Consider the following 26,483-nt stretch of genomic DNA (forward strand, 5'->3'; position numbering starts at 1 on the left):
TTACGAGATAAAAAATGATGATAGAAATTCATTCAATCTTTCACTATAACTATCATGATTAAATTCATTAGAGCTAAAGTCATTCGCACAAAATGAATGTGGGAGATTATTGTCTTTTTTGCCATTAATAAGCGCTCGATAGAAACTTCCTGATGCAGGAGAACGGATGTTAAAATAAAAACAGATGTCCAGATTCGGCGCGGATTTACCCAGAATATATTGATGATAAGGAACAAGGAAGGTAGCAACATTTAAGTCATTCTTCGCTCTGAATTTGTTTTTGGAAAATGCAGCGATTTCATGTTGAAACATAGACGCACTTTCTTCAAAAACAGATTTAATCAAAGGTACATACGTATGAGTCAGTGTATTGTCAAATCGAACAGCAAAGTTTGATTCGAAGATATAGTTACAATTCTGACATGCTGATAAAGTTGCTGTTGTTCTTTCTTTCCCTGGAGAATATGAAGTGCTTTTGTTACTAACAAATAAACTCGCTATCCCATTTGACTTGAAGAAATGCTCAGGGTTGTTTTTTTGAGCAACAAAGAAGTCATCGTTAAAGTAAATAAAGTGTTCTGATAATCCCTTAATTTTGTATAGGTAAGCTTCAATTACATGTGAGTTAAATGTAGGCAAATATTGTTGTGGAATGATTTCGGAATGGTCAACTAATACCACTCTATCTTTGAGGCTATCTGGAATTAATGGTGTTTGATTGTCAGTGACTATGAATATCCTGTTTACCCACGGTATGTTTTTTTCAATACTGAGTAGAGAGTAATAGAGTTCATTATGATTACTGAATCTCGATTCTTCAGTTGCATAAAGTGCATATGATATGTCTGGATTGCTGTGCAGCCTTTTTTTTTGCAACCATGCTGAATCATTTGCATCGACCCAGGTGTATACAACATCGATTTTGAAAGCAGGTTTGAAGGAAGTCATTGAGTTTTGTAAAGCACTGACAATAATACCTTCGGTTGTATTGATTATATTGTTATGATTTAAAATCAAAGGGTGTCGTTTTAATAGATAATCTCTCAAAAAGAGTATTGGTGCTCTTTTGAATTTCCTGACTTTTCTAAGGGGAATAGTTAGCATCTTATTGGTTTTCATTTTTCAAATTAATCCACCCTGTGATTTTTAAGAATGGATTAATTTATTTCTTTTATTTTAATGACTTAATTCCTGCTTCACGGATAAATAGTGTTCGTCACGCGAAACATGAGGAACAATCGTATCTAAAAACATAGCATAGTCATCGTTTTTATCATTCATCTTGTTGAATGTTACGGCGAGAGGACATCGTTTCGAGCCATGCACAGATTGTATCCAGATGAATTTTTCTTCATATCCTCTATCAAGCAGGGCAAACTGAATGGGTGATTTAATTATACTTTGCTCTCCCTTAGTCATAGTGTTGGAAATGGGTAAGAACTCGAATAAGTAATCATGTGGGTTACTGACAGACTCAAGTATGTTGTTGTAATGACAAAGTTGCATATTATCAACGCAACAGAATTTTTCAGCGGGTGAAAAATTATAATCAAATTCACAGAAGTGTTCTGCGAAGGTGTTTTTTACTCGGTCGATGTTTCTTTTTTTATTCTTAATAAAAGTATAAGGAATACCCGTTGGAGATATAAAATCTTTATTCGTAACCTTCTTAAGGAATAGAAAGTTCAAATCTATAAATATAAATAATTCTCGTTTTGGACTGATGTTTCTTATCTTATTTTTGAAAGCCTCACTGTAGTTTTTAAAAACACTTATGTCACTGTTGTTGCTTATTATACTTTGGCTAATGTATGAGAGGCTTTTAAATTAGTGTACTTAATAATACTACGATACTGATACCTTACTAAGCTTTCTTTGAATTTTATTTTATCACTTATAGTGTCGATGACTATTAAATGAATGTTTAATTTTTTATTATCATATTTTAGTAATGGAGGCTCAGTGATTGTTTCAACCGTTGGCGTTGTGTTTACTGCATTAATTATTTCTTTTGATCTTCCACCCAGAATATTCTTAAAAGCATCCTTAACGAAAAGACCGGGGGTATTTAATAATTTTGATGTTTTAGTCATCATTCACACTCCTTTAATAGCTTATCCATAACTTTAGATATTTCGTATTTTTCAAGATAGGTTTTTCGACTGTTCTCTCCAAGTTGACTGAGTAAGTTCTCATCAGCCATAAGTCTTTCCATGTTCATGGCAAAGTGTTGAGTATCAAAACAGGGAGAAACTAAAGCGTTATATTCATTCACCAGGAAATCTTTAGGACCATAGCCTATATCATAACTAACCACAGGTTTGCTCATGCTAAAGCTTTCAATATAGACCATCCCAAAAGCTTCTTTAGCAGATGTGAGTGCGCAGAATGCACTATTGTAGATCTCTTCATAAACTAATGATGTCGGTGGATGAATGGTAACTTGCGATGTTAAACCTAGCGTTGAAATCTGATTGATAAGGTTTTCTTTTTCATCACCGTCACCAAAAATGTCTAAAATCCAATCTGGGAATTTTTTTGCTATTTTTGCAAAAGATTCTATTAATAAATTGAATTGTTTTAGCTCAACCAAACGACCAAAAGAAACAATTCTTTTCTTCTGGATATCCCTGCCCGATTGTGAAATTAGTGGGAACTTATCTTCGAGTCCATTTGGAATGGGGGTAACCTTACTAATTCCTTGAGCATTGTACTCTTCTTTTTGAAAAGAAGTGAGAGTAAGTACCTTATAGGCTTTAGGGTAGTTTCTTAACAATGTTTTCTGTATTTCTTTAGAGTGTGAGCTAAATTCACGATGTTCTTGAACAATGACTTTATTCGACTTATGGGCATGCTTAATGATATTCACACATAGGCCTGGGAATGTGCCTATAATTGTTGCGTTCTTAATGGTTTTTAAAATACTTACCAGTTTAAAGTCTGTCAACAAAGATAAGCCATTATAAAGATCTTCTGATTTTTTAAAAATCTTTGAAGAATATTGAGCGAGGTGATTATCCATCTTTGTGTGGAACTTGCCATTGCAGCGTGCGTCATTGAGATATTCAATACGTACACTGGGATCAAGTTGTAGCTTAGGTGTATCACTGGTGCGCCGCATTGAGATAATGGATACCTGATAGCCAACAGAAACCAGATAATTTGCCTGGTTTATAACTGTTTGTACTGTTCCACCTACGCCATAGATATTATAACAGCAGTAAACAATGTGCTGTTGTTTATCGGCAATCACGTTATCCAGAAATTTATTAGTTTTATTAAAATTTTCATAATCACGGATGACTTTAAGGAAATCCTTTCTGGCTCGATGTTTGATCTTGAAATCAATGCTTTTGTCTAAAAATAGGTCTTCAAGTTCATCAATAGTACGCACGACTGAACCGTTGAATTCATAGGGGGATTTTAAAAAATGACCTCGTTCAAACTTGTAATTATCATAGTCAAATTGTAGGAAAATAACCGGTGTTTTTATCAGGTTAAATTCAAAGGCAATTGATGAGTAATCTGTTATGCATACAGCCGTATCTTTTAATACTGCTGAAAAGTCATCATGCCCGACAAATAAAATAGCTCCATCAAAGAGTTTTTCTATCATTGGTTTAAGATGGAGTATCTTTTCATGCAAATAAAATGCGATGTTTAAATTTCTTTTATTTGCATAATCAATTATTCCTTGGCTGTTTTTAATCTGCTGGACTATGTCTAAAAATGGATTGTCATCGCCAGGTTTTGTCCACTCTTCACGCCAGGTAAAAAAGAATAATATGTTTTTTTCATTTTTCTTCTTCATTGGTAGTAGCTCATGTCGCGACAAGCCACTATTGATCACTCTTTTGTCGAGGAAACCAATATTCAGTATGAGTTTCTTTAGCGCCTGTAAATCATCTACCTCAACAGAATTTTTGTTAACGTAATAGCGCTGGAGTAGCAAGATGTAGAAATCTTCCAGGTTATTCCTGGAAAAAAAGTCATCGTAGTGTGGTATTTTGTATTTGATGGCTAATCTTTTTGTTTGGTTAATATCTTTTTGTGTTTGTAGTGAATTGATAACGATATTTTTCTCTGACTTCAACGAAGTGCTAAAATATCTTATTCTACCGTTGTAGTGACCTTTAAATATGAATATTCTCTTGTAAGAGATGATTCCGTGTTGAAGGTATACGATGGGAGCCCAGCCCTTTTCTAATGGTTTTTTATTAAAAGAGGGGAAAGTATCAAGATATCCGTCATTAAGCAGGAGGTAATCTGCATCATAAAATATCTTATGATGCTTTTTGCTATCCTTAAGTATGATGTTTTTATTAAAAGGTATAAGTTTTTCTATGTCGACATTCTGTTTGCTATATATGAAAAAAGTGTTTTTAAATCCTGACTTCATTCTATGCTGAAAATAACAAAAGCCATTGTCACGGGCTTGCAACCCTCCTTTTTCTCCAATGAGTATCAACAAATCTTGATGTTCGATTCCCTTCATTTCTCTTACCTAAAATAGATTGTTGTAAAATGATTAGCGGTGTTATTTATATTGGAATAGTATTTTTTTTATTTTCACTTCTTAAGTAAGCCTCAATAGCATCATTTACCGAGTCATAATAATTGACATGATTATCCCTACCAATGAAAATAGCTGCGCCACAATACTCTTTGAGCGTACTTAAGCTATGCGACACCATCAAAAAACTCGCACTTTTATGTCGTTCCTGGAACATCCTTGAGCATTTTTCTTTAAAGCGCGCATCACCTACCGCGGTGACCTCATCCACAAGATAATAATCAAAATCAAAAGCCATGCTTAAACCAAAACTTAATCTTGATTTCATTCCGGATGAATAAGTTTTGATCGGCATATTGAAGTATTTACCCAATTCAGCAAATGACTCAACAAAATCTATTTTCTCTTTCATCTCACTATGTTTGGCATATAAACGCGCGACGAATTTAACGTTTTCCCTGCCGCTAAGACTGCCCTGAAAACCGCCAGTAAGGCCAACCGGCCAGGAAATCGTTTTATTGGTAGTGATTGCGCCGCTATCAGGCCGGTCAATACCACCAATCATGCGCAGTAATGTTGATTTACCTGCGCCATTTCGGCCAACCAACGCCACACTTTTTCCACCTGGCAGAGTGAGGTTCAAATCTTTAAACACGAAGTGCCGGCCTGATGAGGTGCGGTACGACTTTGTGAGATTTTCAATCTTAATCATGAGGTCAGCATTGCCTCTTCACGGGTGCGATAGATGGCAAGCCCCAAAAATAATGTCGTTAGTGTGAGAATGGCGAGATAAACGAGGCTGACGCCTTCGCTACTATAGCCCGGCATCACGGCTGCTCGGCTAAGTTCCACCACATGTAGAATGGGATTCCAGAGTAGAAATGGCCAGTAATCTTTCGGCACTGCGTGCAGTGGAAACATTATTCCCGAGATGAAATAGAGCGGTTTAAGGAGAATTGGCAAAAGCTTCTGCGTTTCTGTGTAGGTTTTACCTATCACCATAAAAATGAGTCCAGCGCCACATGAGAAAATAATCAAAAGACTCCATGCACCCACTAATTGCAGTAGATTTGCCACAGAAAAATACTCCCCGGCAGCCCAAACAATCAACATCAGAAATATATAGACAGTTACGTAGATAATCGTCTCTAACATCGCCCTTGCTAAAACAGTATCGATGGGTTTAACCGGTCGATAATTAAATAAGCCTTGGTTCGCGTCAATTGCTCCAAGTGATCGAGTAGAGATATTAGAAAAAATGAAAAAGGGAATGATCCCATTAAGTAAGAATACAGGGAAGGAAATGTCTGGCATTGTCCTATGCATGATGAAGCCAAAAATGGCCATCAATATTAATAAATGGGCTGATGGTTCTAGTATCGCCCAGAGATACCCCAAACGGAACTTACCGAATCTGGTTCTTATCTCTCTAAAAAACAATGCGTTAATCGTGGCGCTTTGTACATTTAATCCACTTCTTGCCATTTAAAACTCACAGTATTCTTGATTAATAGATATGCTACCGCCCTTGGCTTAACAGTTACCAATGCGCTGAAGATAAGATAATAGATAATAAGCAGACTCGAATGGTCGCGTTGATTTGCCATCTACAGTTAGCTGATTAAATGGGTTGTTATTTGATTTGTATCGTATTTGCTACTTTTCAATCGATGAAATTATTGCCTGCCTTCCTATGAAGATAATTGAGAAAAGGCTCAATTTTCCTTATTCACTTCGCCACAAACATTCTTGATTAAATTATTATCGTTTGTGGTTTTAAGCTCTCTCCAGCCGAAATGATTGACCCTGATTTATCTGGAGGCTTACCGCGTCAAAGCATTGATTGCGCCCAACTTCAATCTTCGTAATAATCACGCCCATCTATCCCTTCCTCGTAGTATTTACGTTGAGGGGATTTTTTTCATCTATACCTAAACAGACCTATCGACTTACGGATCTTAAGAGGACCAGTTATGCATAACACCTTGGGCAATCAGTATGATAACTCATTGGTTTCTAACGCTTTTGGTTTCATGCGCTTCCCCCTCAACTTCCAGCCTTACGACAGCGATGCTGAGTGGGTGATCACCGGTGTTCCTTTCGATGCCGCGACCTCCGGTCGTCCAGGCAGCCGTTTAGGTCCGGGGGCAATCCGCCAGATTTCCACCAACCTGGCGTGGGAAGGCTGTCGCTGGCCGTGGGATTTCGATTTGCGCCAGCGTTTGAACGTGGTGGATTGCGGCGATCTGGTTTATGCCTTTGGCGATTCACAGGATCTCTCTGACAAACTGCAGGCGCACGCCGAGAAACTGCTAGCGAACGGTAAGCGCATGCTGACCTTTGGCGGTGACCACTACGTCACGCTGCCGCTGCTGCGTGCACACGCTAAGCACTTCGGCAAAATGGCGCTGGTGCATTTCGATGCGCACACCGATACCTATTCCAATGGTCCTACTTTCGATCACGGCACCATGTTCTTCACCGCGCCAAAAGAGGGTTTGATCGATCCGCAGCACTCTGTACAGATCGGTATTCGTACCGAGTTCGATAAGAGCTTGGGCTTCAACGTGCTGGATGCCGCGCAGGTCAACGATCGCAGCGTTGATGACATTCTGGCGGAAGTGAAGCGTACCGTTGGCGATCTGCCGGTGTATCTGACCTTTGATATCGATTGTCTGGATCCCGCCCATGCACCGGGCACCGGCACGCCAGTGATTGGCGGCTTGAGCAGCGATAAAGCCACCAAGCTGATTCGCGGTTTGCAGGGCATGAATATCGTCGGTATGGATCTGGTGGAAGTGGCGCCGGGCTACGATCACGCCGATCTGACCTCGCTGGCCGCAGCCACACTGGCGCTGGACATGCTGCACGTGCAGGCGGCAAATAAAGGTTAATCCTTTCTCCTGCGGCTACACTTATTGACGGTTAATTAATCTGCGGAGGCGACTATGGGTTTACTGGACGATTTAGTAGGATCGCTAGGAAACAGCAACGGAAGCGGGCAGGGCAACCAGATGCAACAGCTGATGGCTATCTGGAACTGGGTGCAGGAACAGGGCGGCGCTGAAGTGCTGCTGCAGAAGTTTCAACAGGGCGGACTCGGGCAGGTGCTGAATAGCTGGCTTGGCAGCGGCAGTAACATGTCGATTGATGGCGGCGAGATTCAAAATGCGCTTGGCAATGATCAGCTGCAGTCGCTGGCGGATAAGCTCGGCACCGATGTACAGGGTGCGTCCGGTACGCTGGCTGCCTTATTGCCGCAGGTGATTGATAAGCTATCGCCGCAGGGCCACATTAAGACGTCGAATACCCAGGATTTGGGTGCGATGGTGGATGGATTGTTTAAGCGTTGAAGGTTGTTTTTTTTGATCTTTGCTTGCTGTCCCCCATCCCGGCCTTCCCCCATTCATGGGGGAAGGAGACGCAGCTAAATGCAGCTTCCTCACTGACATGTGGCAGCATCTTCCTCCCCCATTCATGGGGGAGGACCGAGGAGGGGGACAGCAAGCACGATCTATTTCCCAGCCGCAATACGCTCACGAATATGCTGGGCGCGGGCTTCCGAATCCGGATGCGAATCAAACATCGAACTCTGTCTTCCTTGCTCCAGTTTCGCTAGCTTCTCAAAGCTGGTCGCTAATCCCATCGGATCGATGCCACGCTTTTTCAGCAGGTCGAACGAGTAGTCATCGGCTTGTGTTTCCTGAGTTTGCGAGAATTGCGCATTCACCAGCTTCTCACCCATTTCACCCAATTGTGATTGTGACAGCGAACCAATCACGCCGCCGACGGAAGCCGCAGCGGTGCGCGTTGCGGTGGTCGTCAGCGCCACCTGCATCGCTTTGCGCGTATGGCCCAGCGCGACGTGGCCCATTTCATGGCCCAGCACACCTTCGACTTCGTTATCGGTCATCATATCCATCAACCCGCTATAGACGCGAATACAACCGTTCGCCATCGCCCAGGCGTTAACGTCTTTGGTCTGATAAACCTTGTAGTTGGCAGGCACGCCGTTGATGTTGTCGCCTAGCGCCGCCGCGATTTTGTTCAGGCGCTGCTGGTATTCACTGTTAGCGGGCGCAACCTGATTGTCTTTATCCATCTGCGCACAGGATTGATCGCTCAACTCTTTCACCTGCGTATCGTTCAGCGCATAGGCCTGATAAGCCTGCGCACCCGATTGTAGCAGCGCGTTGTTATCAAACCCTTCGCAGCCGCTCAGCAGCGAAGCCATTCCCAGAGCAACAATCGTGGCTCTCATTTTCATATCGGCATCCTTTGGGTAACAAGGTAAAGAAAACAAACACCTGAAACTGGCCCAGATGTTTAAACGCTTAGGTTATAGCTCGCATGTTGTTCAATGACTAGCAGACAAGCCCGGAAATGCAAACGGTTACCCGTGATTTAGCACCCAGATGCATGTACTTTTGTCCTGATTTTCATGTACATTGATGTGCGACTTTTTTCTCGCTTCGCCTTATAACTGATTAATTACAATAAGTTAAGCGTGGCGGAGCATTAATCCGACCTGGAGTAGAAGATGCCCTCTCGTAAAGAGCTTGCCAACGCCATTCGCGCGTTAAGTATGGATGCAGTACAGAAAGCCAATTCGGGACATCCGGGTGCCCCAATGGGCATGGCGGACATTGCCGAAGTGCTGTGGCGTGACTTCCTGAACCATAACCCTACTAACCCGCTGTGGGCAGACCGCGACCGCTTTGTGCTGTCGAACGGTCACGGCTCAATGCTGATTTACAGCCTGCTGCACCTCACTGGCTACGATCTGCCAATGAGCGAGCTGCAGAACTTCCGTCAGCTGCACTCTAAAACTCCAGGCCACCCGGAATACGGCTACACCGCAGGCGTTGAAACCACCACCGGCCCGCTGGGTCAGGGCATCGCTAACGCAGTCGGTTTTGCCATTGCCGAGCGCACGCTGGCAGCGCAGTTCAACCGTCCGGGTCATGACATCGTAGACCATAACACCTACGTGTTTATGGGCGACGGCTGCATGATGGAAGGCATCTCACACGAAGTCTGCTCCATCGCCGGTACCCTGAAGCTGGGCAAACTGGTTGCCTTCTACGATGACAACGGCATCTCCATCGACGGTCACGTTGACGGCTGGTTCACCGACGACACCGCCAAACGTTTCGAAGCCTACGGCTGGCACGTGGTGCGCGGCGTGGACGGTCACAATGCGGACGCGATTAAAAAAGCGGTGGAAGAAGCCAAAGCGGTTTCCGACAAGCCTTCGCTGCTGATGTGCAAAACCGTGATTGGCTTCGGTTCGCCGAACAAAGCCGGTACGCACGACTCGCACGGCGCGCCGCTGGGTGCCGATGAAATCGCGCTGACCCGCAAGCAGCTCGGCTGGAACCACGGTCCGTTTGAAATCCCTTCAGACATCTACGCGCAGTGGGATGCCAAAGAAGCCGGCCAGGCGAAAGAGTCCGCATGGGACCAGAAGTTTGCCGCCTACGCCGCCGCGCATCCGGAACTGGCTGCCGAGTTCAAACGTCGCGTGAACAATGAGCTGCCGGCGAACTGGGCCAGCGAGTCGCAGAAGTTCATCGAGCAGCTGCAGGCCAGTCCGGCGAAAATCGCCAGCCGTAAAGCCTCGCAGAACGCCATCGAAGCCTTCGGTAAAATCCTGCCGGAATATCTGGGCGGCTCCGCTGACCTCGCGCCGAGCAACCTCACCATGTGGTCCGGCTCGAAGCCGATCAACGAAGATGCGGCGGGCAACTACATCCATTACGGCGTGCGCGAGTTCGGTATGACCGCCATCGCCAACGGTATCGCGCTGCACGGCGGCTTCCTGCCGTACACCGCCACCTTCCTGATGTTCGTCGAGTACGCGCGCAACGCCGCCCGCATGGCCGCGCTGATGAAAATCCGTCAGATAATGGTTTACACCCACGACTCGATTGGTCTGGGCGAAGATGGCCCTACGCACCAGCCGGTTGAGCAGATGGCCAGCCTGCGCGTGACGCCAAACATGAGCCTGTGGCGCCCGTGCGACCAGGTTGAGTCAGCGGTGGCGTGGAAGTACGCGATTGAGCGCGTTGACGGCCCGTCGGCGCTGATCTTCTCGCGTCAGAACCTGGCGCAGCAGGATCGTAGCGCTGAGCAGCTGGCTAACGTGGCGCGCGGCGGTTACGTGCTGAAGGACAGCGAAGGTACGCCAGAGCTGATCCTGATCGCTACCGGTTCAGAAGTGGAACTGGCGGTGGCGGCGTTTGATCAGCTGACGGCGGAAGGCCGCAAGGTGCGCGTGGTGTCTATGCCATCCACCGACGCCTTCGACAAGCAGGACGCGGCTTATCGTGAATCCGTGCTGCCAAAAGCCGTTGCCGCACGCGTGGCGATTGAAGCGGGTATCGCGGATTACTGGTTCAAATACACCGGCCTGAACGGGGCGATCGTCGGCATGACCACCTTCGGTGAGTCAGCGCCTGCGGATCAGCTGTTCAAAGAGTTTGGCTTCACCGTTGAAAATGTGGTGAAAACGGCGAAATCGATTCTGTAACTTTGTGAAGTAAATTGCGCCGCTACCGGTTATGCATCGCCTGTAGCGGCGCGATTCATCGCGCGCACCTGCAATGCCGGCGTATCTAACCTGAAACGGTTCAATTATTCCTGCAGTAATAATCCGCCAGTGCAAAATTTGTGACGTAGATCCAATATTCAGCCACTCACTTGATCGCAATCATTCCCGTTATTCCTCTCTTGCATTACTCTAGCTGAACCGTTTCAGTTGTGAATAAAATCGTGCATCTCACTCGTGCGGGTAAGCAATAATTCCCTGTACAAAACGGTGTGAAACGCTCAGGCTAATCGGCACGTTTTTTCGGGTGTGGTTGAAGGTAGAGATGACCGTTCGCGTAGCAATAAATGGTTTTGGTCGTATCGGGCGTAATGTGTTGCGTGCCCTGTATGAAACCGGTCGCCGGGCTGAGATCACCGTGGTCGCCATTAACGAGCTGGCAGACGCCGCCGGCATGGCGCATCTGCTGAAGTACGACACCAGCCACGGCCGTTTTGCCTTTGATGTGCGCCAGGAGCGCGATCAACTGTTTGTTGGCGACGACACCATTCGCATCCTGCATCAGGCTGAAATTGATGCGCTGCCGTGGCGCGAACTGAATGTGGATATCGTGCTGGATTGTACCGGGGTGTACGGTAGCCGCGCTGATGGCGAAGCCCATTTGGCGGCGGGCGCGAAGAAAGTGTTGTTCTCGCATCCGGGCGGCAACGATCTCGATGCCACAGTCGTATTCGGTGTTAACGAACAAGCTCTTAAACAAACTGACCGCATTGTCTCCAACGCATCCTGCACCACCAACTGCATTATTCCGGTGATCAAGTTGCTGGATGACGCCTTTGGCATTGAGTCGGGCACCGTGACCACCATTCACTCGGCGATGCACGATCAGCAGGTGATCGACGCCTATCACAGCGATCTGCGTCGTACCCGCGCCGCCAGCCAATCGATCATTCCGGTAGATACGCGTCTCGCTGCTGGCATTACCCGTATTTTTCCGAAATTTAACGATCGCTTTGAGGCGATTGCCGTGCGCGTGCCCACCATCAACGTGACAGCCATTGATCTGAGCGTGTCGGTGCGCGAAGCGGTGAAGGCGTGTGAGGTCAACGCGTTGCTGCAAAACGCGTCAGAAGGGGCGTTTCGTGGTATAGTTGACTATACGGAATTACCGTTAGTCTCAGTAGATTTTAACCATGATCCGCACAGTGCCATAGTCGATGGCACGCAAACGCGGGTCAGTGGTCATCACCTTATCAAAACGCTGGTTTGGTGTGACAACGAATGGGGCTTTGCTAACCGCATGATCGACACCACGTTAGCAATGGCCGCAAGCGGTTTCAGGTAAGACGCGGACTGCGTCTGGCAAAACTTATGAGAATCAACGAGAGGGTTCACCATGTCTGTAATTAAGATGACCGATCTGGATCTTGCTGGTAAACGCGTTCTGATCCGTGCCGATCTCAACGTGCCAGTGAAAGAAGGGAAAGTGACGTCAGATGCACGTATTCGTGCTTCTCTGCCTACCATCGAAGCGGCGTTGAAACAGGGCGCGAAAGTGATGGTTACCTCTCACCTGGGTCGTCCGACCGAAGGTGAATACAACGAAGAGTTTTCCCTGCTGCCGGTTGTTAACTACCTGAAAGATAAACTGAACGGCACCAACGTTACCCTGGCAAAAGATTACCTCGACGGCGTTGAAGTCGGCGCGGGCGAATTGGTTGTGCTGGAAAACGTGCGCTTTAACAAAGGCGAGAAAAAAGACGAAGAAGGGCTGTCGAAGAAATATGCCGCACTGTGCGACGTGTTCGTGATGGATGCGTTCGGTACCGCGCACCGCGCACAGGCTTCTACCCACGGCGTAGGCAAATTTGCCCCAATCGCGTGTGCCGGTCCGCTGCTGTCAGCTGAGCTGGAAGCTTTGGGTAAAGTGATGAGTAATCCAGAGCGTCCGCTGGTTGCTGTGGTTGGCGGTTCTAAAGTGTCGACCAAATTTGATGTGCTGCAGTCGCTGGTGAAGATTGCTGACACCGTGATTGTCGGCGGCGGTATCGCGAATACCTTCGTGGCTATCGATAACAATGTCGGTAAATCACTGTATGAGCCAGACTTCGTCGAAGCAGCAAAAGGTCTGCGTGATCAGTTTGGTATCCCGGTTCCTACTGATTCTCGCGTAGGCACGGAATTCTCTGAAACTGCCCCGGCAACCGTGAAAAAGGTTTCCGAAGTGGCGGATAACGAAGAGATTATGGACTTCGGCGACGAAACCGCACAGGCGATGGCCGCGATTCTGAAAGGCGCGAAAACCATTCTGTGGAACGGTCCGGTTGGCGTGTTCGAGTTCCCGAACTTCCGTAAAGGTACCGAAATCGTGGCAAATGCAATCGCCGATAGCGATGCATTCTCAGTGGCAGGCGGCGGCGATACGCTGGCTGCAATCGATCTGTTCGGTATCGAAGATAAGATCTCTTACATCTCTACCGGCGGCGGCGCATTCCTCGAGTTCGTGGAAGGTAAAAAACTGCCAGCAGTTGCTATGCTGGAAGAGCGCGCGAAGCAGTAACTCTTTGGGGGCGACGCTTGCGCGTCGCCTGAAGGCTAGCCCTTTATGGGGCAAACAAATCGCAATCCCTTCGGGGATGAACGGTAACGAAACGGGACACAAACATGTCTAAAATTTTTGATTTCGTAAAACCCGGCGTTGTCACTGGTGACGACGTTCAGAAAATTTTCCAGGTAGCGAAAGAGAACAAATTCGCTCTGCCAGCAGTTAACTGCGTCGGCACGGATTCTATTAACGCGGTATTGGAAGCTGCGGCCAAAGTGAAAGCGCCGGTCATCGTTCAGTTCTCCAATGGTGGTGCTGCCTTCATCGCCGGTAAAGGTTTCAAAACCGACAAGCCGCAGGGCGCGGCTATCTTCGGCGCTATCGCGGGTGCATACCATGTGCATCTGATGGCTGAACAGTACGGCGTGCCAGTAATTCTGCATACCGACCACTGTGCCAAGAAACTGCTGCCGTGGATCGACGGTCTGCTGGACGCGGGTGAAGAGCACTTCAAGAAAACCGGTAAGCCGCTGTTCTCTTCTCACATGATCGACCTGTCTGAAGAGTCACTGGAAGAGAACATCGAGATCTCTTCTAAGTATCTGGCGCGCATGGCCAAACTGGATATGACCCTGGAAATCGAACTGGGTTGTACCGGTGGCGAAGAAGACGGCGTGGACAACAGCCACATGGACGCTTCTGCGCTGTACACTCAGCCAGAAGACGTTGATTACGCTTACACCGAGCTGAGCAAAATCAGCCCACGTTTCACCATCGCTGCTTCATTCGGTAACGTGCACGGCGTGTACAAGCCAGGCAACGTGAAACTGACGCCGACCATCCTGCGTGATTCTCAGGAATACGTGACTAAAAAACACAACTTGCCGCATAACGCGCTCGATTTCGTGTTCCACGGCGGTTCAGGTTCATCTCCAGAAGAAATCAAAGAATCAATTGGTTACGGCGTAATTAAAATGAACATCGATACAGATACCCAGTGGGCAACATGGGACGGTATTCTGAAGTTCTACAAAGAAAACGAAGCATATCTGCAAGGCCAATTAGGCAACCCTAAAGGCGTGGATAGCCCGAACAAGAAATATTATGATCCACGCGTATGGCTGCGCTCAGCGCAGGCTTCCATGGTGACTCGCCTGGAGCAGGCTTTCAAAGAGCTTAACGCTGTCGACGTACTGTAATTTTTCCGTACAGTACAAAAAAGGCCCGCAAGGGCCTTTTTTTATGCGTCTCATTCAGAAAATCCCACGAATTCAGGCCATTTTTGGCGCTTCGCCTTATTTTTGTTTACCCTTGTATTCGGAGTGTCGGAGTCAATCTGGCAGTTTTTGGCAATTTCCCGCGGGAAACTCAACAACAGGGCTAACAAATGGAAGATTTACATGTCGTTGATGGCATTAATAGTGCTGGTGGATGGCTGATACGTAATCAGGCGTTGATCCTGAGCTATGCGGTCAATATTGTGGCGGCGATTATTACCATCATCATTGGTATGTTCATTGCGCGCATCGTCTCCAATGCGATTAACCGCGTTCTGCTGGCGCGTCATATTGATGCCACTGTGGCAGATTTCCTTTCTGCAATGGTGCGCTACGGAATTATCGCTTTTACCGTCATTGCTGCACTGGGACGCGTTGGCGTACAAACCGCCTCAGTGATTGCCGTGCTGGGTGCTGCTGGCTTGGCTGTGGGTTTGGCGCTGCAAGGTTCGCTGTCCAACCTGGCTGCTGGCGTGCTGTTGGTGACCTTCCGCCCGTTCAAAACCGGTGAGTTTGTCGATCTCGGCGGCGTGATGGGTACCGTACAGAACGTGCAGATTTTCTCCACTACGCTGAAAAGCGCTGATGGCAAAATCGTGGTGGTACCCAACGGTAAAATTATCGCCGGCAATATCGTTAACTATTCACGTGAACCGATCCGTCGCAACGAGTTCATTATTGGTGTGGCTTACGATGCGGATGTCGATCAGGTTATTAGCCTGTTGCGTGAAGTGGTTGATGCGGACGAGCGCGTACTGCAAGACCTCGGCGTACAGATCGGCCTAAATGAACTGGCGGCTTCATCGCTCAACTTTGTGGTGCGTTGCTGGAGTAAAAGCAGCGATCTGCAAAACGTCTATTGGGATCTGATGAAGAACTTCAAACGTACGCTGGACGCGAACGGCATCGGCATTCCTTACCCGCAGATGGATGTGCATCTGCATCAGGTGAAGAGCGAGCAACAACAGCCTGCACGCAGCGAATAATAGAGAACGGCACCTGCGGGTGCCTTTTTTATTAATCATTCTAATAGACTATTAAATATTTCAATTTCCTCTAATATCTTCGCGTCACTATACTGCATCGCATCTCCCCAGTTATTAAGGTTATTTCCGTGTTATCTGTTTATTTACAAGGGCTTGCCCTTGGTGCTGCGCTGATTTTGCCATTAGGCCCGCAAAATGCTTTTGTGATGAATCAGGGCATTAAGCGCCATTACCACCTGATGACCGCATCGCTGTGTACCCTTAGCGATATTGCGCTGATCTGTGGTGGGATTTTTGGCGGCAGCGCGTTGCTGAATCAATCGCCTCTCTTACTGATGCTGATCACTTGGGCGGGCGTGGCGTTTTTGCTGTGGTACGGTTGGGGCGCGCTGCGCGCTGCATGGCAAGGTGATGTGTCGCTGGCATCTGATGCGGAGATAAAGCAAGGTCGCTGGCGCATCATCGCTACTATTCTGGCGGTGACCTGGCTCAATCCGCACGTCTATCTCGACACCTTTGTGGTGCTCGGCAGCCTCGGTAGCCAGCTTCCGTCTGAAGACGCGCGTCGTTGGTTTGCATTTGGCACCGTGAGTGCCTCAATTATCTGGTTCTTCGGCCTGGCGCTGCTGGCCGCGTGGCTGTCGCCGCGGCTGCGCACCGTGCGGGCGCAGCGCATTATCAATTTGCTGGTCGGCGGCGTGATGTGGTTTATCGCCATTCAGCTGGCGCGTCAGGGCATTGCTGCACTCTAATGCAGATGTAATCCGTACAGTGCGGGCAGCGCGCCCGCACTGGCGAGCAACTCCAGTCGTATCTGGCTAAAAATCACGCATTCTGGCACCAAGTGATGACACAGCGAGTGATGATTTTCCGTCACGTCTGCCAAAAGCATCTCATCAAGCCATACGCGATAATGTGTGGTGCAGTGCGGCGTCACAGCCTGTGCGTGGCCCATTTGCACCGTTTCCATCGCATGGTCGAAGTCGTTGTCAAACAGCAAGGTAATGTGTTTCGCCTGCTGCGGTTCATTCCAATGCCAGCTGACGTTGGGATGCGTGTCATCCTGCGCCGGCACCCAGCAGTTAGTGTGCTGTTCCGGGCGCAGCTTGCCGTTGAGCAGATAGTCGCCGTGCCAAAGCTGCAGCGGCGTTTCCAGCGCAAAGGCCAGCAGGATTTGCTGTGGAGCCCGGCGCGGCAGCCAGAAATCAAACTCATCAACGCCGTAATCGCCATCGTTAATCTGGCGTGTGCGTTTCGCCACGCGCGGATTGAGACTGTTGAACACCATCATCACGCCCGGCAAACGCTGGCTGGTTAATGCAACCTCAATCGCAGCGTTCTCCTCAAAGGCGATAAATACATAGCGATCGCATTCGGCGCGATAATCAAAGCTCAGTCGATAAGTGCCTTGCTCAGTAACCGTGATACTTTGCGTGCTCAGTTGGCAGTCGCCGCAGGTATTGGCCGGATTAGCGCTGGTGAGCAGCGATACCTGTAATTTCTGCGCGTTGGCGGCACGCAGCTGCACGCTGATTGCCGGCAAGCGTTCGCCCGCTTTGAGCGGCAGCAGCAACGCACAGCGAGATTGCAGCGGCTGCCAACCGGCATCGGCGGGCAGGGCGCGCAACTCTAAGGTGCTGCTCACCGTGACATGCGCCTGGCGCGCTGGGTTGGCCAACGGATGTCGCGGGATAAACGCACCCTGACGCAGCAGATGCTGCTGCAGCTGCCCAACGCGCTCAGGCTGCGCCAGTTCGGCGGGCGTGATCTGCTGTTGCTGGCACAGCGCCGCCGCGCGGCCCACCACTTCGCCCAGCACGCCGCAGGTGCACATGACGCGTGCGCTGCCAAAGGCGACGTGCGTAGCGGAGATCAGTCGGCCGGTGAGCAGCAGATTGTCCAGCGACTGGCTGTAGAGCGCGCGGAAGGGAATGGTGTAAGTCCCTTTGCTGTGGAACTGACGACATCCATCGTGTTCGCTGTAGACGCCGTCGGCCGGATGCAGATCAATCGACCAGCCGCCATATGCCACTGCATCGTAGTGGTCGCGTTGTTCGATGATGTCCTGCTGGCACAGCATCGTCTCGCCGAGAAAACGCCGGCTCTCGCGCTTGCCGGGAATCAGGCCAACCCATTCGATGGTGAGGTTATCGGCATCGGGAAATTCACCGGAGTTTTTGATGTAATCCCACACGCCCCAGACAATTTTCCACAGTTCCCACTTGATGGTTTCGCTCTCATGCACGGTATCGAGCCGTCCGCCCCATTCCAGCCACCATAAATCGCAGCCGTTCAGCTCTGAACTTAGCCGTTTATAGCGCGGAATGGCGGTGATCTCTTTTAGTGCGAAAGAGGGCGCAACGAAGCGTACCGGTTGTGCCGTGCGCTTGGTGTAGAAGTAAATCGAATGTCCGAGCTTGTGGCCGAAATTCTCGCCCGGCGCCATCTTCTCGCCAAACTCCTCCACCGATTCCGCGCCCACGCGATGCGCCGCACCGGCCAGATAGCCCAATACGCCATCGCCGCTGGCATCGATAAATTGTGTAGCCGAAACCCGATAACGCGTTTGATTAATGGCGTTGAACGCCTGCACTGACAGCAAGCGGCGGCCAGATTTTTCGATATCGGTCACCACCGTATTGAGCAGCAAAGTCAGGCCGGGCTGCGCCTGTACGATGTCCAGCAGCACCATATCGAACAGTACCGGATTGCCCTCTTTATTGCGCCACAGGTTCTCCTCCATGATCTCGCCCATGATGCCGCCTTCGCGCGCCCAGCGATTGTTATTGCCCATGTGTGAGGTCGCACCGTTGGCCCACAAGCGCACTTCGCTGGAAGCGTTGCCGCCCAGCACCGGGCGATCCTGAATCAGCACCACATCAAGGCCATCGCGTGCGGCGGCCAGCGCGGCACACACGCCCGCCAGTCCACCGCCGACGATCAGTAACTCCGCTTGTAGTCGTTGTTGCGGAAAGTGGCGCTCATTTTGCGTAGAGAAAGTTTGCATCATTTCATTCCTCTGACTCTAAGGCTAAGATTGGAGTTTGCCCGCCGCAGGTGATCTATGTCTTCTCAACCGAACCAAAGCCTGATTGACGGTATTCGCTGTCTGCAATATCTGGTGTCCAGTGATAAGGCCGTGGGTTGCCGTGAACTGGCGCGCCAGATGGGGATGAACAGCACGCGTGTGAATCGATTGCTGATGACCATGGCGTCGATTGGACTGACGACGCAGGATGAGCATCGACGCTATCTGCCTGGCCCCGGTATTCACGCGCTGGCGGCACAGGCGATTCGCGGATCTTCGCTGTTCGCGCAGGCGTTGCCGCAGCTGGAACGCCACGCGCCGCGCGATATCGTGGTGGCGCTGGGCGTGTTGTGGGAGGATCAGGTGATCTACATCTGGCACTCGGAACCCGGTGAACGCATTAACGCCAGCCAGGCGCTGGCCGGTTTCCGCATGCTGCCCGCGTGGCAATCGGTGATTGGCGTGTCGTTGCTGGCGGCGGAAAGTGACGAGGCGCTGCGCCCGCGTTTTAGCGAAGAACAGTGGCTGCAAATCGCGCCGCTGCTGGCGCGTAAGCGTGCTGAGGGTTACCTGATCTGGCATCGCGATGATGGCGAAATCAGCATGGCGCAGCCGATTGATCACAATCGCGCGGCATTGGCGTTCGCCAAAATCTGGCAGGATGATGAGGCGCACCTCGCGCAGCGCCTGCAACAGTTGCAATCGCTGGCGCAAACCGTGTTCACCCCGCGCTAACATGATCGATTTTCCCGACAATAAACAGGTAACTGCAGATGCCAATCGCGGCCAGCACGGCGATAAATGCCAGGGCTGGCGCGAAGTTATCGCCGTCGATTAACGCACCAATGGCAATCGGCACCACGATGGATGACAGCGCACCGGTAAAGTTAAATACGCCGCCCGCCAGACCAATCAAGTGGCGCGGCGCCAACGCCGTGACAAACACCCAGGTAATGGTCGCCAGGCCGTTGCCGAAGAACGCCAGCGACATAAACAGAATAATCAGCGTGGAATCGTTGGTGTAATTGGCGCCAAGGATAAACAGCGTCAGGAACAGGCCAAGGATCACCGGTAGCTTGCGCGCCACGCTAGCGGAGATACCGCGACGTATCATGCGATCTGAGGCAAATCCGGCCAGCAGCACGCCACAGAAGGCGGCGAAGTAGGGCAGCGAAGCAACGTAGCCGCTTTTGATGAAGCCCATGTGACGATACTCCACCAGATACGTCGGGAACCAGGTGAGGAAGAACCAGAAGGTGGCGGAAATGGTGAACTGGCCAATGTAGATGCCGACCAATTTACGACTGCGGAACATCTGCGCCAAATCGCCCCAGCGCGCTATGGGCTGCTGCGAATTTTGTCGACTCTCCAGCAGCGCACCATTGTCACGCAGATAGCTGAGCTCAGCTTTTGACACGCCTTGATGCTGATTCGGCTCGCGGTAGAGCCAATACCACACCAGCGCCCAAATCATCCCCGCAAGTCCGGTGATCAAAAACAGTCCGCGCCAGCCAAAAGCATCCTGCAGATGAAACAGCAGCGGCGTCATACACGCCAGGCCGACAAACTGCGCTGAGGAGTAAATGCCGATGGCACTGGCGCGCTCTTGCTCCGGGAACCAGCTAGAGATCACCCGGTTGTTGGAGGGCATCACCGGCGCTTCAAAAGCACCGACGCCGAGCCGCAGACCAAATAGCGCGCCAAAGCTGTTGGCAAGCGCGTGCAGCGCGGTGATCAGCGACCAGGCAAATAAACCGACGCCATAAACCACGCGCGCGCCAAGGCGATCGATGAGGAAGCCGCCGGGAATTTGTAGCGCAGCGTAGATCCAGCCAAAGGCGGAAAAGATCAATCCCATCTCCATGGGCGAGAAGCGCAATTCGCCAGCCATTGCCGTAGCGGCAACCGACAGGTTAGTGCGATCCATATAGTTGATAATGATGTTAATAAACACCAGACCGAGCATCAGAAAGCGCGTACGTCCCGCGCGAGCGCTGGCAACGGTTTGGCTAAGTGGCTGTTCTGTCATTGGCAACTCTCCCGAACTCAGAGGTGTTTCTTTAATAGAAACGAATAAGTGTTTTATTGGCGAATCCGTACAGCTAAATTTGCGATCGCGGCTACGTTAAAAAGGAGATTGCTCGAACTTTTGAGCCGTTTACTAATCAGATAAGCACACATGTTAATGTGTTTTGGGTTTAGCCATAATGGCGACCTGCAAATTGAATCCCTCAAGGAGGACTTTCGTGAAACTGAAAGCACTGGCGCTGGCCGCCGTAATGAGCACGGGCGCACTGTCCGGTTTAGTTCAGGCAGGCGAATTGCCAAATGGACCGCATGTGGTGACTTCTGGACAGGCAAGCGTTGATGCCACGCCAGATCTCGCGACGCTCGCGATTGTGGTGAATGTTTCGTCGAAAGACGCGGCAGAAGCGAAGAAACAAGCTGATGATCGCGTGGCGCAATATTTCGATTTCCTGCAAAAGAACGGTATCGAGAAAAAAGATATTGATGCGGCAAACCTCAGCACGCAGCCAGAGTACGATTACACCAAAGAAGGTAAGTCGGTACTGAAAGGCTATCGTGCCGAGCGTCAGGTACAGGTAACGCTGCGCCAGCTGGACAAACTCAACGAGCTGTTGGATGGCGCGTTAAAATCTGGCCTGAATGAAATTCGTTCGGTCGAGTTAGGTGTGGCGAATCCGGACAGCTACAAAGAGAAGGCGCGTAAAGTGGCCATCGCTAATGCTACGCAGCAGGCTAACGCGCTGGCAGAAGGGTTTAACGCTAAGTTAGGTTCGGTTTACAGCATCCGCTATCACGTGGCGAACTATCAACCGATGCCGATGGCGCGCATGTATAAGGCCGCCGCAGTACAAGCTGATACCACCGCGCAGCAAACTTACGAGCAGCAGAGCATTCACTTTGACGACCAGGTAGATGTCGTCTTTGAAATCAAACCAAACACGCCGTAAGGTTTGATATCAGGTCGCCATGAAGGGCGACCTGATCTTTACGCTGGCAACACATCCTGACGCAGCACGCGATGTCCGTGCGCAATCAGCGCGTCGGTCACGCTGCGCATTAAACGACTTTCCGGCGCAAACCGGTGCCAGTACAGCATACGACGCTGATACAGGCCTGGCGTCAAATCCACCAGTTCACCTTGCGCTAACTCGCGCTCAATCTGCAGATGCGGAATCATACAGCACACCGAACCCTGACGCGCCAGCTGCACAAAGGCTTCTGACGAGTTAACGATGTGGCAAGGCACGCTGCCCGGCGACAGGTCAAAGTTCTGCTGTAAAAACGCCTGATGCATATCGTCCAGATGATCAAATGCCACCGCCGGCGCTTTCAGCAGCGCAGAGCGTGTTACGCCGTTCGGGAAATAGCGAGCAGCAAAATCAGGTGAGGCGCAGAACAGATAATCGAGCGCACCCAGTTGATCCACCAGACAGCTTGGCAGCGGCTGCGGCTGAATACTCACCGCGCCGACCACTTCACCGCGACGTAGACGTTCCTGCGTGCGGGTTTCATCTTCCACCTGCAAATTCAGGCGCACTGGGGAATCGGCCAGCACGTCTTTCAGCGCGGGCAGCAGCCAGGTGGCCAGGCTGTCGGCGTTGACCGCCAGCGACAGCAACAGCGGCGTGGTTCCACCGTTATCATCACCCAGCCACTCCTCTTCCAGCAGTTCAACCTGATGCAACAACGCCAGTAACTTTTGTCCCTGCTCGGTCGGACGCGGCGGCACGGTGCGCACCAGCAGCGGCTGACCAAATAAATTTTCCAGCTGTTTAATACGCTGCGAAACCGCCGATTGGGTAATGCAGAGTTTTTGTGCCGCACGCTCAAAGCCGCGCTCGCGAATCACAGCATCCAGCGCCTGAAGCGTTCGATAATCCGGGCGTTTCATTGTTGTTCTCTCTCGTTCAGGGTGGACATTACTATGCCATAAAACTGTCAAATTGTGCTGCGGCGCATTTTTGCGGGCTGGCTTCCAAAGTGTTAAATCGGCTGTCTAACTGTCGCGCTTTTTTACAGCGCCTTGTTTTATACTACGCGCACTTCGATGTCGCACAGGTTTTAAACATACCATGACCCAGGATGAACTGAAAAAAGCGGTAGGTTGGGCAGCCCTGCAGTACGTAGAGCCCGGCACTATTGTCGGCGTAGGCACGGGATCGACGGCAGCGCATTTTATTGATGCACTCGGCACCATGAAGAATCAGATTGAAGGTGCGGTTTCCAGCTCGGAAGCCTCAACGGAGAAACTGAAAGCGCTGGGCATTCACATCTTCGATCTCAACGAAATTGATGAACTGTCGGTGTACGTTGATGGCGCCGATGAGATCAATCCGCAGATGCAGATGATCAAAGGCGGTGGCGCAGCGCTGACGCGTGAGAAAATCGTTGCGGCGGTGGCGAAGAAATTTGTCTGCATTGCCGATGCATCGAAAGAAGTTGATGTGCTGGGCCATTTCCCGCTGCCGGTTGAAGTGATTCCGATGGCGCGTTCGTATGTGGCGCGTGAACTGGTCAAACTCGGCGGCTTGCCGGAGTATCGCCAGAACGTCATTACCGACAACGGCAACATTATTCTCGACGTGCATAATCTGCGTATTCTCGATCCCATCGAACTGGAAAAAACCATTAATGCGCTGCCGGGCGTAGTGACCGTTGGCCTGTTTGCGGGACGTGGTGCGGACGTCGCACTGATTGGTACCGCAGAAGGCGTGAAAACCATCGTAAAATGATCTGTCCGGCGCGCGTAATGCGCCGGTTATTTCCATCCGCAAAACATCTTTTCTCACCAGGCTGAAATTTGGTGACTTATGTCACAAAAGATTCATCAGCAGTAAGTTCGTACTTCGTCCATTAAGGATGTCACGATTTTGTACGGCATTGTGCTGTCTCCGCGTGGGCGCGTGCTGGCTCCCAGGCAATCGTTTGTATTGCTGCGCACGAAATTTTTGATATTTTGACAGAAGGCTACCTTATGGTAGTCCTCATTGAATTCTGAATAGGGTCGGGAAATGGCAAAGGTATCACTGGAAAAAGACAAGATTAAGTTCCTGCTGGTGGAAGGCGTTCACCAGAGTGCGCTGGAAAACCTGCGTGCAGCAGGCTACACCAACATCGAGTTTCACAAAGGGGCGCTGGATGCGGAGTCGCTGAAATCCTCCATCCGCGATGCGCACTTCATTGGTATCCGTTCCCGTACCCAACTGACTGAAGAGATCTTTGCTGCCGCAGAAAAGCTGGTAGCAGTCGGCTGCTTCTGTATCGGTACTAACCAGGTTGATCTCGCTGCAGCGGCGAAACGCGGTGTGCCGGTGTTCAACGCGCCGTTCTCCAACACCCGTTCTGTTGCAGAGCTGGTGATTGGCGAAATGCTGCTGATGCTGCGTGGCATTCCGGAAGCCAACGCCAAAGCGCACCGTGGCATCTGGAATAAAGTCGCCAACGGTTCGTTTGAAGCTCGCGGCAAGAAACTGGGCATCATCGGTTACGGCCACATCGGCATGCAGCTGGGTGTACTGGCAGAAAGCCTCGGTATGCACGTGTTCTTCTACGATATCGAAAGCAAGCTGCCGCTGGGTAACGCCACTCAGGTGCGTCATCTCTCCGATCTGCTCAACATGAGCGACGTGGTCAGCCTGCACGTTCCTGAAACGCAATCCACTCAGAACATGATTGGCGCGGAAGAGCTGGCGCTGATGAAGCCGGGCGCGCTGCTGATCAACGCCGCGCGCGGTACCGTGATCGATATTCCGGCGCTGTGTGATGCCCTGGCGAATAAACATCTGTCCGGTGCCGCTATCGACGTCTTCCCGGTCGAGCCTGCGACTAACAGCGATCCGTTTAACTCACCGCTGTGCGAGTTCGATAACGTGATCCTGACGCCGCACATTGGTGGTTCAACGCAGGAAGCGCAGGAAAACATCGGTATCGAAGTGGCTGGCAAGCTGGCGAAATACTCCGACAACGGTTCTACGCTGTCTGCGGTTAACTTCCCGGAAGTCTCACTGCCGATGCATGCGGCAAGTGCTAGCCGTCTGCTGCACATCCATGAAAACCGTCCGGGTGTGCTGACCGCCATTAACCAGATTTTTGCCGAGCAGGGCATCAACATCGCCGCGCAGTATCTGCAAACCACGCCAATTATGGGCTACGTGGTGATCGATATTGATGCTGAGCAGGATGCAGCGGATAAAGCGCTGCAGGCGATGAAGGCGATTCCGGGCACCATCCGCGCCCGTCTGCTGTACTGATTAAACAGGGCGCCATTGGCGCCCTTTGTTTTTCCTGCTCACGCTTCCCACTGCCACAGTTTCGATGGCGTCAGAATCGCGGGGAGCGGCACATCCCAGGCGGCAACCGGCAATGCTTCTACGCGCTGACAATCATGTGCGATGCCCACCGGCAGAAAACCATGCTGCTGCCAGTTTTGCAGCGTGCGATCGTAGAATCCGCCACCCATTCCCAAACGTTGGCCAGCATAGTCAAACGCCACCAGCGGCACCAGCATCACATCCAGCTGATCCAGCGTGGCCAGTTGCGTGATATCCAGCGGCGGTTCCGGGATGCGAAGTTTATTTGGCGCGAGTGGCGTTTCTGGCGTGTAACGGATAAACAGCAGATTGCCCGGCGAGAAGGGATGAAGCACCGGTAAGTAAACCTGCTTTTTTTGCTGCCAAAGTTTGGCGATCAGCGGGCGGGTGTTGATCTCTCCATCGACAGATAAAAACAGCGCAATGCGTTGGGCATTAGCGATCGGTGCCATGTTGATGGCGTGTTCAGCCAACTGATCGGCGGCTTGTTCCTGTTGCTCAGACGTGAGATTACGGCGCAAATGGCGCACATGCTGACGGATGTCTTGACGGTCGAGAAGGGAGGGCGCTGGCATGATATCTATATCCCCGGAATAATCGCTTCTTAAAAGCGATTATATCATGCGAACCGGGGAAACAGACTTGCTACTAAATGGAGATCTCCGAGATGCCGCCGCAGGCTGTAACCCTTGAACCCTTGGTTCAAGGTGAACATGCCGTCACAACTATTAGGCTTCTCGGACGGACCGAGCATGCGCACAAATTGTGGAGCGTCACATTCTGTTGGTATGAAATATCGGCTCAGGGGACTGGCCCGCTTGCAAACATCTCAGAGAAAATTTACTTCACCGTCACTATAGCATGAGTGACCATGAAGCTTTATTCAAAATTAGGGCCCTGGCGGTCAGTTATGCGACCTTGCTCTACTAACGCTTGTTCAATGGTCTGCTGCAGCATGCGGATACGTTGTTCCATGTTTGCTGCATAGTCGCGCGTCTTACCTTTCTCTTGTGCCAACTCGTGGCAGATGTTTAACGCGGCGATGAACACCAGTTGCTCTGTATTGGTGACTCTAGTGCGAACTTTTAAATCTTGCAACCGTTGATTGAGATCCTCTGCGGCCAGATTCAGCGCATCTTGCTGTTCAGGCGGGCAATTCACTCTTAACGAACGACCAAAAATTTGAATATCTACTGGTTGTGCAGACATGCCACCATCCTAACTGATTACTTCGATCGCATCTCCC

At 50.3% G+C, this 26,483-nt stretch carries 23 protein-coding genes and 1 other RNA gene; 12 read left to right on the top strand and 12 right to left on the bottom strand.

Annotated features, from left to right (window positions below):
• The 5 genes from IB226_RS16365 to IB226_RS16385 all read right to left on the bottom strand — a co-directional run bounded on the left by IB226_RS16365 (position 1) and on the right by IB226_RS16385 (position 5,998).
• A complete protein-coding gene (locus IB226_RS16365; RefSeq protein WP_225608335.1) occupies positions 1 to 1,119 on the bottom strand; it encodes a Stealth CR1 domain-containing protein in 1,119 nt (372 codons plus the stop codon).
• A gap of 674 nt (positions 1,120 to 1,793) precedes the next feature.
• The gene (locus IB226_RS16370; RefSeq protein ID WP_192236428.1) at positions 1,794 to 2,096 is read right to left on the bottom strand and encodes a hypothetical protein; all 303 of its coding nucleotides are present in this window, start codon (positions 2,094 to 2,096) and stop codon (positions 1,794 to 1,796) included.
• Positions 2,093 to 4,495, bottom strand: a complete 2,403-nt coding sequence (locus IB226_RS16375) for a glycosyltransferase (protein ID WP_192236429.1) — start codon at positions 4,493 to 4,495, stop codon at positions 2,093 to 2,095. Before IB226_RS16375 ends, IB226_RS16370 begins: the two co-directional genes overlap by 4 nt.
• Positions 4,496 to 4,541: 46 nt before the next feature.
• Positions 4,542 to 5,225, bottom strand: coding sequence for an ABC transporter ATP-binding protein (locus IB226_RS16380; protein WP_192236430.1), 684 nt, complete (start codon positions 5,223 to 5,225; stop codon positions 4,542 to 4,544).
• Positions 5,222 to 5,998 carry an ABC transporter permease gene (locus tag IB226_RS16385; protein WP_137386407.1) on the bottom strand — a complete coding sequence of 259 codons (777 nt, stop codon included), beginning with the start codon at positions 5,996 to 5,998 and terminating at the stop codon, positions 5,222 to 5,224. The genes IB226_RS16380 and IB226_RS16385 overlap by 4 nt, the downstream gene beginning before the upstream one ends.
• 488 nt (positions 5,999 to 6,486) lie before the next feature.
• Between IB226_RS16385 and speB the strand changes: the two genes are divergently transcribed.
• Positions 6,487 to 7,407, top strand: coding sequence for an agmatinase (gene speB / locus IB226_RS16390; protein ID WP_101761932.1), 921 nt, complete (start codon positions 6,487 to 6,489; stop codon positions 7,405 to 7,407).
• A 54-nt stretch (positions 7,408 to 7,461) separates the two neighbouring features.
• Complete coding sequence (locus IB226_RS16395) at positions 7,462 to 7,866, top strand: YidB family protein (RefSeq protein ID WP_192236431.1); 405 nt, start codon at positions 7,462 to 7,464, stop codon at positions 7,864 to 7,866.
• A 161-nt stretch (positions 7,867 to 8,027) separates the two neighbouring features.
• Here the strand turns inward: IB226_RS16395 and IB226_RS16400 are convergent, their stop codons facing one another.
• Positions 8,028 to 8,780, bottom strand: coding sequence for a M48 family metallopeptidase (locus IB226_RS16400; protein ID WP_101761934.1), 753 nt, complete (start codon positions 8,778 to 8,780; stop codon positions 8,028 to 8,030).
• A gap of 273 nt (positions 8,781 to 9,053) precedes the next feature.
• On the opposite strand from IB226_RS16400, the gene tkt reads away from it, so the two are divergent.
• From tkt to argO, 6 genes are all read left to right on the top strand, one after another.
• On the top strand, positions 9,054 to 11,045 hold the full coding sequence (tkt, locus tag IB226_RS16405; RefSeq protein ID WP_192236433.1) for a transketolase: 1,992 nt from the start codon (positions 9,054 to 9,056) through the stop codon (positions 11,043 to 11,045).
• Between the two features lie 343 nt (positions 11,046 to 11,388).
• Positions 11,389 to 12,408: an erythrose-4-phosphate dehydrogenase gene (epd, locus tag IB226_RS16410; protein WP_192236435.1), complete on the top strand. Its 1,020-nt coding sequence runs from the start codon at positions 11,389 to 11,391 to the stop codon at positions 12,406 to 12,408.
• Between the two features lie 51 nt (positions 12,409 to 12,459).
• Positions 12,460 to 13,623, top strand: coding sequence for a phosphoglycerate kinase (gene pgk, locus IB226_RS16415; protein WP_101761937.1), 1,164 nt, complete (start codon positions 12,460 to 12,462; stop codon positions 13,621 to 13,623).
• 104 nt (positions 13,624 to 13,727) lie between these two features.
• Positions 13,728 to 14,807 carry a class II fructose-bisphosphate aldolase gene (gene fbaA / locus IB226_RS16420; protein WP_110868001.1) on the top strand — a complete coding sequence of 360 codons (1,080 nt, stop codon included), beginning with the start codon at positions 13,728 to 13,730 and terminating at the stop codon, positions 14,805 to 14,807.
• Positions 14,808 to 14,995: 188 nt separating this feature from the next.
• A complete protein-coding gene (gene mscS, locus IB226_RS16425; RefSeq protein WP_101761939.1) occupies positions 14,996 to 15,871 on the top strand; it encodes a small-conductance mechanosensitive channel MscS in 876 nt (291 codons plus the stop codon).
• Between the two features lie 128 nt (positions 15,872 to 15,999).
• Positions 16,000 to 16,623 carry an arginine exporter ArgO gene (argO, locus tag IB226_RS16430; RefSeq protein WP_110868000.1) on the top strand — a complete coding sequence of 208 codons (624 nt, stop codon included), beginning with the start codon at positions 16,000 to 16,002 and terminating at the stop codon, positions 16,621 to 16,623.
• Here argO and IB226_RS16435 read toward each other — a convergent pair.
• On the bottom strand, positions 16,620 to 18,878 hold the full coding sequence (locus tag IB226_RS16435; protein WP_370579971.1) for an FAD-dependent oxidoreductase: 2,259 nt from the start codon (positions 18,876 to 18,878) through the stop codon (positions 16,620 to 16,622). The genes argO and IB226_RS16435 overlap by 4 nt on opposite strands.
• Positions 18,879 to 18,935: 57 nt before the next feature.
• Between IB226_RS16435 and IB226_RS16440 the strand changes: the two genes are divergently transcribed.
• Positions 18,936 to 19,634 (top strand): transcriptional regulator, encoded by a 699-nt coding sequence (locus tag IB226_RS16440; protein ID WP_101761942.1) that lies wholly within the window; start codon positions 18,936 to 18,938, stop codon positions 19,632 to 19,634.
• Here the strand turns inward: IB226_RS16440 and IB226_RS16445 are convergent.
• Positions 19,621 to 20,928: an MFS transporter gene (locus IB226_RS16445; RefSeq protein WP_192236439.1), complete on the bottom strand. Its 1,308-nt coding sequence runs from the start codon at positions 20,926 to 20,928 to the stop codon at positions 19,621 to 19,623. The two genes, IB226_RS16440 and IB226_RS16445, sit on opposite strands and share 14 nt — an antisense overlap.
• Before the next feature lie 217 nt (positions 20,929 to 21,145).
• Between IB226_RS16445 and IB226_RS16450 the strand changes: the two genes are divergently transcribed.
• A complete protein-coding gene (locus tag IB226_RS16450; RefSeq protein WP_101761944.1) occupies positions 21,146 to 21,874 on the top strand; it encodes an oxidative stress defense protein in 729 nt (242 codons plus the stop codon).
• 38 nt (positions 21,875 to 21,912) lie between these two features.
• Here IB226_RS16450 and IB226_RS16455 read toward each other — a convergent pair whose 3' ends face one another.
• Positions 21,913 to 22,818: a LysR family transcriptional regulator ArgP gene (locus IB226_RS16455; RefSeq protein WP_007890292.1), complete on the bottom strand. Its 906-nt coding sequence runs from the start codon at positions 22,816 to 22,818 to the stop codon at positions 21,913 to 21,915.
• A 181-nt stretch (positions 22,819 to 22,999) separates the two neighbouring features.
• Here IB226_RS16455 and rpiA point away from each other — a divergent pair, with 181 nt between their 5' ends.
• The gene (gene rpiA / locus IB226_RS16460; RefSeq protein ID WP_110867997.1) at positions 23,000 to 23,659 is read left to right on the top strand and encodes a ribose-5-phosphate isomerase RpiA; all 660 of its coding nucleotides are present in this window, start codon (positions 23,000 to 23,002) and stop codon (positions 23,657 to 23,659) included.
• Positions 23,660 to 23,938: 279 nt separating this feature from the next.
• Positions 23,939 to 25,177, top strand: a complete 1,239-nt coding sequence (gene serA, locus IB226_RS16465) for a phosphoglycerate dehydrogenase (RefSeq protein ID WP_192236441.1) — start codon at positions 23,939 to 23,941, stop codon at positions 25,175 to 25,177.
• 38 nt (positions 25,178 to 25,215) lie between these two features.
• Here the strand turns inward: serA and IB226_RS16470 are convergent, their stop codons facing one another.
• The 3 genes from IB226_RS16470 to zapA form a co-directional block, all read right to left on the bottom strand.
• Positions 25,216 to 25,812: a 5-formyltetrahydrofolate cyclo-ligase gene (locus IB226_RS16470; protein ID WP_192236442.1), complete on the bottom strand. Its 597-nt coding sequence runs from the start codon at positions 25,810 to 25,812 to the stop codon at positions 25,216 to 25,218.
• 80 nt (positions 25,813 to 25,892) lie between these two features.
• Positions 25,893 to 26,076, bottom strand: a non-coding RNA gene (gene ssrS, locus IB226_RS16475) — 6S RNA.
• A gap of 40 nt (positions 26,077 to 26,116) precedes the next feature.
• Entirely contained in the window at positions 26,117 to 26,446 is a 330-nt protein-coding gene (zapA, locus tag IB226_RS16480; RefSeq protein WP_007890288.1) for a cell division protein ZapA, read from the bottom strand.
• Positions 26,447 to 26,483: the final 37 nt, after the last annotated feature.

It is taken from the genome of Pantoea sp. PNT03 (assembly GCF_014852515.1).
Lineage (GTDB): Bacteria > Pseudomonadota > Gammaproteobacteria > Enterobacterales > Enterobacteriaceae > Pantoea > Pantoea leporis.